At 71.9% G+C, this 13991-nt stretch carries 15 protein-coding genes; 9 read left to right on the top strand and 6 right to left on the bottom strand.

Annotated elements, in window-relative coordinates; translation table 11 throughout:
• Positions 1-37: 37 nt before the first annotated feature.
• The gene (locus ABTZ59_RS12885; protein ID WP_503002742.1) at positions 38-1273 is read left to right on the top strand and encodes an SGNH/GDSL hydrolase family protein; all 1236 of its coding nucleotides are present in this window, start codon (positions 38-40) and stop codon (positions 1271-1273) included.
• A 36-nt stretch (positions 1274-1309) separates the two neighbouring features.
• Here the strand turns inward: ABTZ59_RS12885 and ABTZ59_RS12890 are convergent, their stop codons facing one another.
• Entirely contained in the window at positions 1310-1645 is a 336-nt protein-coding gene (locus tag ABTZ59_RS12890; RefSeq protein ID WP_351395172.1) for an antibiotic biosynthesis monooxygenase family protein, read from the bottom strand.
• 460 nt (positions 1646-2105) lie between these two features.
• Here ABTZ59_RS12890 and dhaK point away from each other — a divergent pair, with 460 nt between their 5' ends.
• From dhaK to ABTZ59_RS12910, 4 genes are all read left to right on the top strand, one after another.
• Positions 2106-3098 (top strand): dihydroxyacetone kinase subunit DhaK, encoded by a 993-nt coding sequence (dhaK, locus tag ABTZ59_RS12895; RefSeq protein ID WP_351395175.1) that lies wholly within the window; start codon positions 2106-2108, stop codon positions 3096-3098.
• A 100-nt stretch (positions 3099-3198) separates the two neighbouring features.
• Positions 3199-3825: a dihydroxyacetone kinase subunit DhaL gene (gene dhaL / locus ABTZ59_RS12900; protein WP_351395509.1), complete on the top strand. Its 627-nt coding sequence runs from the start codon at positions 3199-3201 to the stop codon at positions 3823-3825.
• A complete protein-coding gene (locus ABTZ59_RS12905) occupies positions 3822-4232 on the top strand; it encodes a PTS-dependent dihydroxyacetone kinase phosphotransferase subunit DhaM (protein ID WP_351395178.1) in 411 nt (136 codons plus the stop codon). Before dhaL ends, ABTZ59_RS12905 begins: the two co-directional genes overlap by 4 nt.
• A gap of 113 nt (positions 4233-4345) precedes the next feature.
• Positions 4346-5941: an SDR family oxidoreductase gene (locus ABTZ59_RS12910; protein ID WP_351395181.1), complete on the top strand. Its 1596-nt coding sequence runs from the start codon at positions 4346-4348 to the stop codon at positions 5939-5941.
• A 42-nt stretch (positions 5942-5983) separates the two neighbouring features.
• Here ABTZ59_RS12910 and ABTZ59_RS12915 read toward each other — a convergent pair whose 3' ends face one another.
• The 5 genes from ABTZ59_RS12915 to ABTZ59_RS12935 form a co-directional block, all read right to left on the bottom strand.
• On the bottom strand, positions 5984-6952 hold the full coding sequence (locus tag ABTZ59_RS12915) for a M56 family metallopeptidase (RefSeq protein ID WP_351395183.1): 969 nt from the start codon (positions 6950-6952) through the stop codon (positions 5984-5986).
• Positions 6953-6956: 4 nt separating this feature from the next.
• The gene (locus tag ABTZ59_RS12920) at positions 6957-7403 is read right to left on the bottom strand and encodes a BlaI/MecI/CopY family transcriptional regulator (RefSeq protein ID WP_503002744.1); all 447 of its coding nucleotides are present in this window, start codon (positions 7401-7403) and stop codon (positions 6957-6959) included.
• 187 nt (positions 7404-7590) lie between these two features.
• The gene (locus ABTZ59_RS12925) at positions 7591-8862 is read right to left on the bottom strand and encodes a cation:proton antiporter (protein WP_351395188.1); all 1272 of its coding nucleotides are present in this window, start codon (positions 8860-8862) and stop codon (positions 7591-7593) included.
• Between the two features lie 6 nt (positions 8863-8868).
• Positions 8869-9354, bottom strand: a complete 486-nt coding sequence (locus ABTZ59_RS12930) for a cation:proton antiporter regulatory subunit (RefSeq protein WP_249949942.1) — start codon at positions 9352-9354, stop codon at positions 8869-8871.
• Between the two features lie 414 nt (positions 9355-9768).
• A complete protein-coding gene (locus tag ABTZ59_RS12935) occupies positions 9769-10059 on the bottom strand; it encodes a DUF3040 domain-containing protein (protein WP_351395192.1) in 291 nt (96 codons plus the stop codon).
• A 229-nt stretch (positions 10060-10288) separates the two neighbouring features.
• On the opposite strand from ABTZ59_RS12935, the gene ABTZ59_RS12940 reads away from it, so the two are divergent.
• The 4 genes from ABTZ59_RS12940 to ABTZ59_RS12955 all read left to right on the top strand — a co-directional run bounded on the left by ABTZ59_RS12940 (position 10289) and on the right by ABTZ59_RS12955 (position 13989).
• Complete coding sequence (locus ABTZ59_RS12940; protein WP_351395194.1) at positions 10289-11326, top strand: HAMP domain-containing sensor histidine kinase; 1038 nt, start codon at positions 10289-10291, stop codon at positions 11324-11326.
• A gap of 2 nt (positions 11327-11328) precedes the next feature.
• Complete coding sequence (locus ABTZ59_RS12945; RefSeq protein ID WP_351395197.1) at positions 11329-11988, top strand: response regulator; 660 nt, start codon at positions 11329-11331, stop codon at positions 11986-11988.
• A gap of 135 nt (positions 11989-12123) precedes the next feature.
• Positions 12124-13029, top strand: a complete 906-nt coding sequence (locus ABTZ59_RS12950) for an ABC transporter substrate-binding protein (protein ID WP_351395200.1) — start codon at positions 12124-12126, stop codon at positions 13027-13029.
• A gap of 45 nt (positions 13030-13074) precedes the next feature.
• Positions 13075-13989: a siderophore-interacting protein gene (locus tag ABTZ59_RS12955; protein ID WP_351395203.1), complete on the top strand. Its 915-nt coding sequence runs from the start codon at positions 13075-13077 to the stop codon at positions 13987-13989.
• Positions 13990-13991 lie beyond the last annotated feature (2 nt).

Below are 13991 nucleotides of genomic sequence, written 5' to 3' on the forward strand. Positions count from 1 at the left end.
CCGGCATCGGACGGTGGGTGTCGTATGCGCGCTGGTCATGGCGGTCCTCGGGCCGCTGACCGCCACCCCGGCGGCACAGGCGGCACAGGCGGCCCACGCGGCGAAGGCGGCGAACGCTGTAGGGACGGCGCGGGCGGTACAGGGGGCCCAGACGTCCGGGCAGGGCACGCACACCGTGGTGACCTGGGGGGCCAGCGCGGATAAACAGGGCGCCGGCCCCGCCGACCGCGGCTACCGGCTGATCGTACGCACCAGCGTCGGCGGTACGGACCCGCGTATCCGGCTCTCCAACGCGTTCGGCGACCACCCGGTCACCTTCGCGAGCGCCTACGCGGGGCTCCGGAAACAGGGGGCCGAGCTGGTCCGCGGCTCCAACCGGCAGCTGACCTTCGCACGGGCGGCGTCCGTCACCGTACCGGCGGGTGAGACCGTACTGAGCGATCCGCTGCCCGGGAAGCTCGCCGCCGAGAGCGATCTCGTCGTCAGCCTGTATGTGACGGGTGCCCAGGGGCCGACGACCGGTCACGGCATGGCCATGCAAACCTCCTACGCGGCCGCCGGTGACCACACCGCGGAGGAGAGCGCGACCAACTGGACCGATTCGACGGGCTCTTGGTACTGGCTGGACGCCGTCAGTGTGACGACATCCGCGCGGGTCGGCGCGGTGGTGACCCTCGGGGACTCCATCACCGATGGATGGGCCTCGACCATGGACGGGAACCGCCGCTGGCCCGACTATCTGTCCCGGCGGCTCCAGGTCGCGTCAGAAACCACCGTGAAGGGGGTCGCGAACGAGGGCATCTCGGGCAACAAGGTACTCGCGGACGGGGCCGGAGAGTCCGCGCTGAACAGGCTGGAGCGTGATGTGCTCTCCCACCCCGGGGTCAGCACGGTCTTCCTGTTCGAGGGCATCAATGACATCAAGGCCCACACCGGTGTCACGGCGGACGATCTGATCGCCGGCTACCGGCGGATCATCGACCGGGCGCACACCGCCGGGAAGTGTGTCGTCGGCGCGACCGTCATGCCGTTCAAGGGCTGGTACGAGTACGACGACGAGGCCGAGGCCGTACGCCGGGATGTCAACGACTGGATCAGGAACAGCGGCGCGTTCGACGCCGTGACGGATTTCGACAGGATCACCCGCAACCCCTACGACCACCAGCGGATCCTGCCGTTCTTCGACGGCGGCGACCATCTCCACCCGAACGACAAGGGCATGCAGGCGATGGCCGACGCCGTCGATCTGTCCGCTCTGCGGTGCGCTCGCTGACGTCGCCCGCCCTGTCGTCCGCCCCCGCCGGGTGGGTCAGTTGTCGTCGCCGGCCTTGGGGGCGGCTTGCTGGACCACCTCGAAGGACCACAGGGTGGAGCCGGAAGCCGCCGGCTTCTGCTGCGGGGAGTCGTCTCCGCCGCGCTGGTGGGCCGCCTTCATCGGCCCCTCCAGCCATGCCTGGAAGTCGGCCTCGCCGCGCCAGCGCGTGTAGACGAGGTACTGGTCGGTGCCCTCGACCGGGCGCAGCAGCTCGAACCACTCGAATCCGTCGGAGTTCTCCACCGACCCCGCGCGGGAGGCGAAGCGCTGCTCCAGTACCTCACGCTGTTCCGCCGGAACCCGCAGCACATTGATCTTGACGATGCTCATGGCACCATCTTGCCTCAATGCGTCGGACACGCGTCGAGCGCACTCGGCTCGACACGTGGCCGCTCCGTACCGGCCGATCCCGCCACCCTCGCCCCGCCTCGTCGGCACCGCCCCGAAACGCCCGGACCACCCCGGTCAGCGGGAACCAGATGGTCGTGCTGACCGGTCGCTGAGACCGCGCGACCGGCTCCCTGCCCGCGCTCCGCGGCGCCCCGCCCCACTCGAATAAATGTACGTCGCCTCCGGCAACAAGCCATTGTTCTCCAGACCGTGCCGGAGGGCGGGGTTGGATCGATACTGGATCCGAACGCCGGACCGCCGCGGAGCGTCTTCACCCCCGTCCCCAAGGAGCTGACCATGCGTCAGAAAGGCCCGCGTCCGGTCAGCGTCCGTACCGTCGAAAGCCGCTCGCGAGAACCACGGTCAGGGGCAGAGCCGCCAACCTATCCGGGAGGAACTCATGAAGATGCTCATCAATGTGCCGGAGACGGTCGTCGCGGATGCCCTGCGAGGTATGGCCGCCGCGCATCCCGGGCTCTCCGTCGATGTGGACAACCGTGTGGTGGTACGGGGCGACGCGCCCGTCGCGGGGAAGGTGGGGCTCGTGTCCGGGGGCGGATCCGGGCATGAGCCGTTGCACGCCGGATTCGTCGGGCCCGGGATGCTCTCCGCCGCGTGTCCCGGCGAGGTGTTCACGTCTCCCGTGCCCGATCAGATGGTGCGGGCCGCCGCCGCGGTCGACAGTGGGGCCGGGGTGCTGTTCATCGTCAAGAACTACACCGGGGACGTCCTGAACTTCGACATGGCGGCCGAGCTGGCCGAGGACGAGGGGGTGCGGATCGCGAAGGTGCTGGTCGACGACGATGTGGCGGTGACCGACAGCCTGTTCACGGCAGGTCGGCGCGGTACCGGCGCCACCTTGTTCGTCGAGAAGATGGCGGGTGCCGCCGCCGAGGAGGGGCAGCCGCTGGAGCGCGTCGAGGCGATCGGCCGACGGGTGAACGAGAGCGCGCGAAGCTTCGGTGTCGCCCTGACCGCCGTCAGCACACCCGCCAAGGGCAGCCCGACCTTCGACCTGCCCGAGGGCGAGCTGGAGCTGGGCATCGGGATCCATGGCGAGCCCGGCCGTGAGCGGCGCGCGATGATGACGTCGCACGAGATCGCGGACTTCGCCGTGCACGCGGTGCTGGAGGATCTGCGGCCGTCGGGCCCGGTGATCGCTCTGGTCAATGGCATGGGCGGCACACCGCTGCTGGAGCTGTACGGCTTCAACGCCGAGGTCCAGCGGGTGCTGGGCGAGCGTGGCGTAGCGGTGGCCCGTACGCTCGTCGGCAACTATGTGACCTCGCTGGACATGGCAGGGTGCTCGGTGACTCTCTGCCAGGTCGACGAGGAACTGCTGCGGCTGTGGGACGCGCCGGTCGAGACCGCCGCGCTCCGCTGGGGCCGCTGAGTACCGACGGGAATCCGGCACGGCAGGGACGGACAGCAGGGTCGGCAGGGAACGACCCACGGGGTGAGGAGATCACGTGACCGATCAGAATCCCGGCCGGGTGCTCGACACCGGCTTCTTCCGCGACTGGCTGACCGCGGCGGCCGCCGCGGTGGAGCGTGCGGCGGACCGGCTGACCGAGTTGGACTCGGCCATCGGCGACGCGGACCACGGCACCAATATGCAGCGCGGTTTCCGGGCGGTCGTGACCGTACTGGAGAAGGAGCGGCCGGCCGGTCCCGGCGCGGTACTGATGCTGGCGGGCCGCCAGCTCATCTCCGCGGTGGGCGGCGCGTCGGGGCCGCTGTACGGGACGCTCCTGCGGCGCACGGGCAAGGCGCTCGGCGACGCCACCGAAGTGACGTCCGCGCAGCTGACCAAGGCGCTGCGGACAGGGGTGGCGGCGGTGGCCCAGCTGGGCGGGGCGAAGGCCGGCGACAAGACGATGCTCGACGCGCTGGAGCCCGCGGTCGAGGCGCTGGGCACCTCGTTCGCGGCGGCGGCGGAAGCGGCGGACCAAGGGGCCCTGGCGACCGTACCGCTCCAGGCGCGCAAGGGCAGGGCGAGCTATCTGGGCGAGCGAAGCATCGGGCACCAGGATCCGGGGGCCACCTCCTCCGCCCTGCTGATCAGCTCACTGGCGGAAACGGCGGCGGGCGCCACGGGCGCCACGGGGGCGACGGAATGAGCATCGAGGCGCCGGTGGGCATCGTGCTGGTGTCGCACAGCGGGCCGGTCGCCGTGGCCGTCGCCGCACTGGCGCGGGGGCTGGCGGGCGGTGGGGCGACCGCGCCGGTGGCCGCCGCGGGCGGCACCCCGGACGGCGGGCTCGGCACCAGTTCCGAGCTGATCGTGGCCGCCGCCGCGGAGGTGGACCGGGGGGCCGGGATCGCGATCCTGGTGGATCTCGGCAGCGCCGTGCTCACGGTGAAGTCGCTGCTCGCCGAGGGGGACGAACTGCCGGAGGGCGCCCGGCTGGTGGACGCGCCCTTCGTGGAGGGCGCGGTGGCCGCGATGGTCACCGCGTCGGCGGGCGGCGAGCTCGACGCGGTGGCGGCCGCGGCGGCGGAGGCGTACCAGTACCGCAAGGAATGACCCGTCAGAACCGCAGGAAACCCCCGTCAAGTGGGCCGGAACGATCCGGCCGCGCCGACGCGCGGACGCCTGAGGAACTGAGACACCTCGAACGGGAGCCCTGGGAGCGGCGCATGACATCGGACGCATCGGACCTCCCGGCGGCTTCGGCCCGTTCGGCGGCTTCGGCCACGGATGCCCCTTCGGAGCGGGCGCGCTGTCTGGTCACCGGGGCCACGGGATACCTCGGCGGCCGGCTGGTGCCCGAGCTGCTGGATGCCGGCCACACGGTGCGCTGCCTGGCCCGGTCGCCGGACAAGCTCCGTGACCATCCCTGGGCCGGCCGCGCCGAGGTGGTACGGGGCGATGTGACCGACCCCGAGTCGGTCGCGGCGGCCCTGGACGGCATCGACGTGGCGTACTACCTGGTGCATGCGCTGGGTACGGGGCGGGACTTCGCGGCCACGGACCGCCGGGCCGCCGGGATCTTCGCGGAACGGGCCAGGGCCGCGGGCGTACGGCGCGTCGTCTATCTCGGTGGTCTCACCCCGGCGGGGGTCCCGGAGCGTGAGCTCTCGCCGCATCTGCGCTCGCGTGCCGAGGTCGGCCGTATCCTCCTCGGCTCCGGGGTGCCGACCGCGGTGCTGCGCGCGGCGGTCATCATCGGCTCGGGGTCCGCCTCGTTCGAGATGCTGCGCTATCTGACGGAGCGGCTGCCGGTGATGGTGACGCCGAGCTGGGTGCGTACGTCCATCCAGCCGATCGCGGTCCGTGATGTGCTGCGCCTGCTCGTGGGCTGCGCGCGGCTGCCCGCCGAGGTCTGCCGGGCCTTCGACATCGGCGGCCCCGACGTGCTGACGTACCGGGACATGATGCGCCGGTACGCGGCGGTGGCCGGGCTGCCCCGGCGGCTGATCCTTCCGGTGCCCGTCCTGACGCCGGGGCTGTCGAGCCACTGGATCGGTCTGGTGACACCGGTCCCCCGTTCGATCGCCCGGCCGCTGGCGGAGTCCCTGCGTCATGAGGTCGTCAGCCGCGAACGGGACATCACGTGGTACATCCCCGATCCCCCGGGAGGTCCGATCCCGTTCGACCGCGCGGTCGAACTGGCCCTGCGGCGCGTCCAGGACGCCCAGGTGACCACGCGCTGGTCGTCCGCCTCCGTACCGGGCGCGCCGAGCGATCCGCTGCCCACCGATCCGGACTGGGCGGGCGGCAGCCTCTACACCGACCGCCGTGCACTGACCGTGCACGCGTCGGGCGCGTCCCTGTGGCGCGTGATCGAGGGCATCGGCGGTGACAACGGCTGGTACTCGTTCCGGTCGGCCTGGGCGGTACGGGGATGGCTCGACCGGTTCGTCGGTGGGGTCGGACTGCGTCGGGGCAGACGCGATGCCGCGCGGCTACGGGTGGGCGACTCGCTGGACTTCTGGCGGGTGGAGGAGATCGAGCCGGGCCGGCTGCTGCGGCTGCGCGCGGAGATGAGACTGCCGGGGCTGGCCTGGCTGGAGCTGCGTGCGGACCGGGACGGTCAGGGCCGTACGGTGTTCCGGCAGCGGGCGCTGTTCCATCCACGGGGGCTGCTGGGCCACGCGTACTGGTGGAGTGTCTCGCCGTTCCACGCGGTGGTGTTCGGCGGGATGGCCCGTAATATCGCGCGGGCGGCAGAGGCCCGTGAGGCGACCGGGGCCGAAGCCGAAGCCGGGAGCGGGGAGCCCGCGCGGAACTGACCGCCGACGCGAGGCGGGGGGCGGGCCCGGGGGCGCGCCCGGTCAGAGGGGGGTGGCCGCCTTCAGTACGAGGAAGAGCGTGACGGTCGCGTTCGCCGAGGACAGAGCGGAGCCGAGCGTTCCGGCGGCCGCCGCCCAGACCGCGAGCCCCACCGCCGTGAACATCGGTGGCCAGCGGACCGCCGAGGGCTCGGGTCCCAGCAGCGCGGCCACCCTGCGCGGGACCGGTCCCGGTCCCGGCACCGAAGCGGCGAAACCGGCCAGGGTCGGCGTGGGGGTCGCCCGGGAGATCAACGCGGCCTTGCCGATGGCGCGGGCCACGACCGTACGCTCGCCGGTGGCCTTGGCCGCCTCCTCGTCCGCCCAGCGTTCGGTGGTGTACGCGACCGCCGACCTGAGCGGCCGCAGCAGCGGATTGGCCCGCGCGGCGAGCCGCACCGCCAGCAGGAACCGATGGTGCCGGCCGGTGAGATGCGCGTGCTCGTGCGCGATCAGGGCGGCACGTTCCTGGTCGTCCAGGCATGCGAGCATCGCCGTGGAGACCACGATCCGCCCCCGCACGACGTCGGCCCCTGCGGACACCCGGGAGCCCGGCAGGGCGTAGGCGTACGGCGCGTCGTCGGTCAGTACGGCGAGCTCTCCGTCGGGCAGTCCGGCCAGCGCGCGGTGCGCGCGGCGGCGTACACGCCGGTGGCGCGCGGCAGCGGCCGCACAGGCGACGGCGACGCCGGAGAGGGCGACGATGGCCGCCTTGCCCGCCACCTCGTCGTACGGGACCGCCTCCCTGACCTCCGGGTCCGACCAGGCGTCGGGCAGCGGATTGCCGGGCAGCTGCGCCGTACCGACCACCACCAGCAGCCCCAGACAGAGGGTGCTGCACAGCGCGAGGACTCCGGCCAGCGCCGACAGCAGCCGGGTGGCGAGACGGGGATGGAGATGGACTTCGGCCAGACGCGCGATCGGCAGTGCGGTCAGCGGGAGGACGAGCGGCAGAAAGACGAACAACCCCATTCCGTCAGGCCTCCGTCCCGCCCTCGGGTTCGTCCCCGGGAACGGCTCCGGGTCCGGGGCCGAGGTCGAGGCCGTCCTCCGGCAGGACGAGGAGCTCGCGCAGCAGCCGTTCGTCGTCCGGCGAGAGGGCGGTGACAAACCGCGCCAGTACGGCCTCGCGGTCCGCTTCCCCGTCGAGCACCTTGCGCATCCGGAGGGCGGCGAGCCCCGCCTCGTCCGAGGCCGCGCGCCATTCGAAGGAGCGGCCCGCGCGCTCCCGCGTCACCGCGCGCTTGGCCTGGAGCCGGGTCAGGATGGTCATCACGGTCGTGTACGCGAGCGGCCCGCCGATCCGCTCCTGTACCCAGGCGGCCGTGACGGGACCCGGCGCCTGCCGCAGCGCGGCGAGCACCTGGGCCTCCAGCTCGCCCTGGCCGCGTCGGCGGGGACGCTCGTCCGGACTGCCGTGCACCCTCACGATGTCTCCCTCCCGCCGCGCCGTCACCTCACGGGGGCAGGTCGTACATCCTACTGAGCCGGGCGACCCCCGCGCTCGCGCGAGGCGCACTCCCGATTCTTTCTACAGTCCTGTAGATTTCAGTTCGGGTCACAGGACGAGGGCGCGCGTCCTGTGACCCGATCACGTCGGAGCCCAGGGCTCAGGGATGGCTGGGCGCCGCGTCATTCGCTTCCGTGGCGGGCGGTTCCGCCACGGACGGCTCCGGCGACGCGGAGGCGGCGACAGCGGGAGCCGTCGGCGCGGGCGCGGCGGGAGCGGGCTTGCGCGTCGTAAGACGCCGGGCCAGCGGTTCCGTCCAGCGGGCCGCCAGCGGCCCGAGGATCACCAGGATGAGTACGTACGCGGTGGCCAGCGGCCCGATCCGCGGCTCCACCCCGACCGCCAGTCCGGCGATGACGATGGAGAACTCACCACGCGCCACCAGCGTGCCACCGGTGCGCCAGCGACCGGCGGTCCGCACTCCGGCCCGCTTGGCCGCGTACCAGCCGGTGCCGATCTTCGTCAGGGTGGTGACGGTCGCCAGGATGAGGGCCGGGACGAGAACCGGCGGAATGGCGGCCGGGTCGGTGTTCAGACCGAAGAAGACGAAGAAGACGGCGGCGAACAGATCGCGCAGCGGGGCGAGCAGGTTGTGCGCGCCCTCGGCGACCTCGCCGGAGAGCGCGATACCGACGAGGAACGCGCCGACGGCGGCGGATACCTGGAGCTCCTGGGCGACTCCGGCGACCAGGACCGTGAGACCGAGGACGACCAGGAGCAGCATCTCCGGGTTGTCGGAGGAGACCGCGCGGCTGATCAGCCGGCCGTGACGCAGCGCCAGATAGAGGACGGCGCCGACCGTGCCGAGCGAGATCAGCAGCGTGAGGCTCCCGCCCGCGAGGCTGAGTCCGGCGAGCAGCGCCGTGAGAAGCGGCAGATAGACGGCCATGGCGAGGTCTTCTATGACGAGGACCCCGAGGATCACGGGTGTCTCGCGGTTGCCGAGCCGGCCGAGATCGCCGAGGACCTTGGCGATCACACCGGAGGAGGAGATCCAGGTCACCCCGGCCAGGGCCACCGCGGCGACCGGCCCCCAGCCCAGGATCAGCGCGGCGGCGGCGCCCGGCACGGCGTTCAGTACGAAGTCGACGATGCCGGAGGGGTATTGGGTCTTGAGGTTCGAGACGAGTTCGGATGCGCTGTACTCCAGCCCCAGCAGGAGCAGCAGCAGAATGACGCCGATCTCCGCGCCGGTGGCGACGAACTCCTCGCTCGCGTTGAGCGGAAGCAGCCCGCCGTGGCCGAAGGCGAGCCCGGCGAGCAGATAGAGCGGAATGGCGGAGAAGCCCACCCGGCCCGCGAGCCGGCCGAGTATCCCGAGGGTCAGAATGATGGCCCCGAGTTCGATGAGCAGTGCGGTGGTGTCGTGCACGGGCGCTTATCCTCCGGCGATCAGTTCGGCGACGGCGTCCACGCCTTCGCGGGTGCCGACGACGACAAGCGTGTCCCCGAGGGCGAAGCGGAAGTCCGGGGTGGGTGAGGGAAAGGCGTCGGTGCGGCGCAGGACGGCGACGATCGAGGCACCGGTACGGGTCCGCACCTGGGCGGTTCCGAGCGTCCGGCCGACATACGGGGACCGCTTGGTGATCTGGATGTGCTCGGTGAGCAGATCGATTTCGAGGTGCTGGTACAGATGCGCGACGGGATCGGGCGTCAGGAGCTTGGAGAGCGCGGTCGCCTCGTGCGGGGCGAGGGTCGCGGCGTCCCGGCAGTTGTCGTCGTCCTCGGGATCGTGGAAGGAGAGGATGCGCCGGCCGTCCTGGTGCACGACGACCGACAGATGCTTGCCCGCGTCGGTGCTGAGGTCGTAGCGGGTGCCGACGCCGGGCAGAGGGGTTTTGCTGACGTGAGCTGTGGGCTCCATTGAGAACGCTCCATGCGGGCGTGGTGTGAGGGTGTGCGGGCACGGCGGCCCCGTGGACGGGCCCGCCTGGCGGCAGGGCGGGGCGGTGCGCCGTCCGCCGCCGGACAGGGATTCCGCGTCATGCGCCGTGCGCAAGCACCGCCGGGAGAGGCGGCGGTGCGGGACGCTCCGGTAAGGGCACCCGTGACGGGACTGACGCGGCGTCAGTCGACCCGGCGCGGCGGACAGGCTGGGAAGCGCGCATATGGAAACCGCCCCCTCAAGCCCCGCGTGACCGACCGTTCGCCCAGAATCACTGCCATGGGCACACCAACACTCAAGGGAGCGCTGGTCACCCGATCGCCATTTTAACGTAAAATAAAATGTGCCGATTGGGCCTTACGGGAGGAAAAGCGTGATCCGTCCGGAAAGGGGCTACTCCGAGGTGCGGGCGATGCCGCGCCGGACGCGGCCCCGGTCGGGGTCGAAGAGGTGGGCGGCCAACCCGGCCAGCACGAGACCGCCGGCGATGAGGAGCCCATGTCCGATGACGACGCCGAGAACGAATCCGCCGAGTGCGACGGCCAGCAGCAGCCAGGCGGCGCCGTGGCGGTACTCGCGCGGCCGGCAGGGGGAGCCCGTCGCCAGGGCGCGCGCGAACCGGGGGTCGTCCCGGCGCAGCTGTGCGGCGAGATCGCCGAGTCGCCGGTCTTCGAAGGCTGCCACGAGTTCCCTCTCGTCGGGTCCTTCACACGATCACCCGCCGGGGCACCCGGCCGCCATCGGAGCCGACACCCACATCAGGGGGTGGCCAACGTGTAGATGCGCGGGCGTGCGCCCCCCACGGTGCCTGAGTTCCCGTGGTGGTCGGACCGCTCTCGCCGGGCGGGCGACAGTGGCCGGCGACAGTGGGGGCGATAGTGGGGGGCGTCTACTGCGAGGAGGCCCGCGTTCCGTGTCCCTGTTCTGGCGGATCTTTCTGCTCAACGCCGCGGTCCTGTTCGCGGCCACCGCCCTGCTGCTGCTCGGCCCCGTCACCGTGTCCGCCCCCGTACTGCTCACCGAAGCGCTGATCATGGCCCTGGGGCTGGCGGCCATGCTCGTCGCCAACGCCGCGCTGCTGCGCATCGGACTCGCTCCGCTGCAACGGCTCACCCGCGCCATGACCACGACCGATCTGCTGCGCCCCGGGCGCAGGCCGGCGGTATCGGGGCACGGCGAGATCGCCGACCTGATCCGGACGTTCAACACCATGCTCGACCGGCTTGAGGCCGAACGGGCCGCCAGCAGCGGGCTCGCGCTCTCCGCCCAGGAGGCCGAACGACGGCGGGTCGCACAGGAGTTGCACGACGAGATCGGTCAGACCCTCACGGCGGTGCTGCTTGAGTTGAAGCGCGTCGCCGACCGCTCGCCCGCGCCGCTGCGTGACGAACTGCGCCATGTGCAGGAGACCACCCGGGACAGTCTGGACGAGATCCGCCGGATCGCCCGTCGGCTCCGTCCCGGTGTGCTGGAGGAACTGGGTCTGATCAGCGCGCTCAAGGCGCTGACCGGCGAGATCACCACGCACTCCGGCCTGCTCGTACGGTGCGGCTTCGACAGCGCGCTGCCCCGGCTGGGCGAGGATGTCGAGCTGGTGCTCTACCGGGTCGCGCAGGAAGGTCTCACCAATATCGTGCGCCACGCCGACGCGCGGCAGGTGGCTCTCACGCTCCGGCGCACTCCCGGGGGCGTGGAGTTGCGTCTCAGGGACGACGGGCGCGGGATCGGTACGGCGACGGAGGGCGCGGGCATCCGGGGGATGCGCGAACGGGCCCTACTCATCGGCGCCGAGCTGTCGGTGGGACAGGGCCACGCGCGAAGCGGTGGGACCGGCGGCGGAACGGACGTACGGCTGCGCGTACCGATCGGCGGCGACAGCGACCGGAGCACCGGGAACGAGTGCGAGAACACGGGGAACACCAAGAGCGAAGAGATCAAGGGGATCGACTGACCATGCCCGAGGCGACCCAGACCCGCATCCTCCTGGCGGACGATCACGCCCTGGTCCGCCGGGGAGTCCGGCTGATCCTCGACAACGAACCGGATCTGACGGTCGTCGCCGAGGCGGGCGACGGCGCGGAAGCCATCGAGATGGCCCGTACCCACCAACCCGACCTGGCCATCCTGGATATCGCGATGCCCCGGCTGACCGGCCTTCAAGCGGCACGCGAACTCGCCAGGCGCCGGCCGGAGACCCGCATTCTGATGCTGACCATGTACGACAACGAGCAGTATTTCTTCGAGGCGTTGAAGGCCGGGGCGAGCGGCTATGTCCTCAAGTCCGTCGCGGACCGCGACCTGGTGGAGGCATGCCGGGCCGCGATGCGCGACGAACCGTTCCTCTATCCCGGGGCCGTGACCGCCCTGATCCGTAACTATCTCGACCGGGTACGCCAGGGCGACAGCATCCCGGACAGCGCCCTCACACCCCGCGAGGAGGAAATCCTCAAGCTGGTGGCCGAGGGACACACCTCCAAGGAGATCGCCGGAATCCTGGTCATCAGCGCCAAGACCGTCGAACGCCATCGCGCCAACCTGCTGCAGAAACTCGGGCTGCGGGACCGGCTGGAACTCACGCGCTACGCGATCCGGGCCGGTCTGATCGAACCCTAGAACCCTGCGGGGCCCGGCACATGGCGGGAGTCCGCGCGCTCCGTGCTGGGCAGAGACTGGGTGGCGCCTGTACGAACCCGCGTACGGATTCGGCGCCCAGGACACCGCACCAACACGAGCGGAACGAGGCGAGGCATGAACCCGGGCAACAGCTGGGAGTTCACTGACGACCGCGGCCATCTCACCGTGGCACGAAACCACCCGACACGGGTGGTGGCCTACATACAGGCGGGCGCGACCCTCTGGGACCACGGTCTGCGTCCACGGGGAATCTTCGGATCCCACCATGACGGGGACACCCCCGATCCGGCGAAGGCGGGCGAGCTGCCCCTCGCCGAACTGCGCTCCTTCGGCGCGGGCGGCGCCCTCGATCTGGACGCCCTGTTCGCGGCCGATCCGGATCTCGTCGTCGCCGTCAGCTACGGCGGCGGGCAGGTCTACGGCATCGACCCGGAGGCGGCCAAGCATCTGGAGGAGCGGGTGCCCGTCGTCGTCCTCGATGTGGGGAAGAACCGCTCGCTCGACGGGATCAGGGACCGGTTCACCGCGCTGGCCCGCTCGCTGCGTGCGCCGCTGCGCCCCGCGGAGGCGGACCTGGAGCGGGCGGAGGCCAGGCTGCGCGCGTCGGCGGCCCGCCCCGACGCGCCCCGGGTGCTGGCTCTCTCGGCGGCCGGACCGGAAACGGCGTATCTGGCCCGGCCGCTGACCTGGCCCGATCTACGGGCCGTCGGCGAACTGGGGGTGGCGCTGATCGAGCCCGAGGAGGGCGGCGGGGCCAACTGGCGTACGGTCGAGTGGGCCGAGGCGGCCTCGCTGGAACCGGACATCGTGCTCGCCGACGTACGCGCGAACGCGGCGCCGCGCGAACAGCTCCGGGGCAACGCGCACTGGCGCGCCATCGAGGAGCGGGCGCGGATCGTGCCGTGGAACCCGGAAGCGCCGGGAAGCCACCGCGCGCATGCCCGGTTCCTCGACACCGTCGCCGACGCCGTGGACGCTGTCGGAGCCGCGGGCCCGGACCTGGGCGTCGCGTCGGTGTAGACGCGCTGTCGGTGGCGTGTCGGAGCCGACTGTCAGCGTGGCCGCATGACAGACAACGCACCTGAGCCAGGCGGCGGCGCCGCGCCACGAGCGCTGCCGGTACGGACCGTCGAAGTGACCGGGATCCGGCGGATGTCGCCGCATATGGCACGCGTCACTTTCGGCGGCCCCTCCCTCGGCGACTTCACGCTGGACGGGCCCGATCAGCAGGTCAAGCTGTACTTCCCCCGGCCGGGGCAGCGCGTCCCACGGCTGCCGGAGGCCGGTACGGACGGCGATGTGATGCGCTGGTACGGCGCGTTCCAGGCGATCCCCGAGGCGGAGCGGCCCTGGACGCGCAGCTATACCGTCCGGTCGCACGATCCGCTGCATGCCACGATCGACATCGATTTCGTGCTCCATGGCGAGGGCGCGGGCGCCGGCCCCGCGACCTCATGGGCACGGAGCGCCGCGCCGGGTGACGTACTCGGCATGTTCGGACCGTCCGCGTACTTCGCCACGCCCGTACCGCTGGGCACGACCGACTGGCTGCTGCTGGCGGGCGACGAGACGGCCCTGCCGGCGATCGGCACCCTCGTCGAGGCGCTGCCGGAAGGGGCCCGCGCCGTGGTCTATGCCGAGGTGGTGGACGCGGCGGAGGAGCAGCGGTTCGAGACGGCGGGTGAGGTGACGGTGCACTGGCTGCACCGCGGCGGGGCGCCCGCCGGGCGCGGCGGCCCGCTGGTGGCGGCGGTGCGCGCCGCCGAGTTCCCGGCGGGCTCGGTCCTCGCCTGGCTGGCCGGCGAGGCGGGCGCGGTCCGCGCGCTGCGGCGCCATCTCGTCGCGGAGCGCGGGCTCGACAAGCGGGCGGTCCACTTCTCCGGCTACTGGCGGCTCGACCTCACCCAGGACGACGCCCCGACGCGGGAGGATCTGGCGGAGGCACATGAACGCCTGTCGGACGCAACGAATCTGACGTAGCG

It is taken from the genome of Streptomyces sp. NPDC094034 (assembly GCF_040303865.1).
GTDB lineage: Bacteria > Actinomycetota > Actinomycetes > Streptomycetales > Streptomycetaceae > Streptomyces.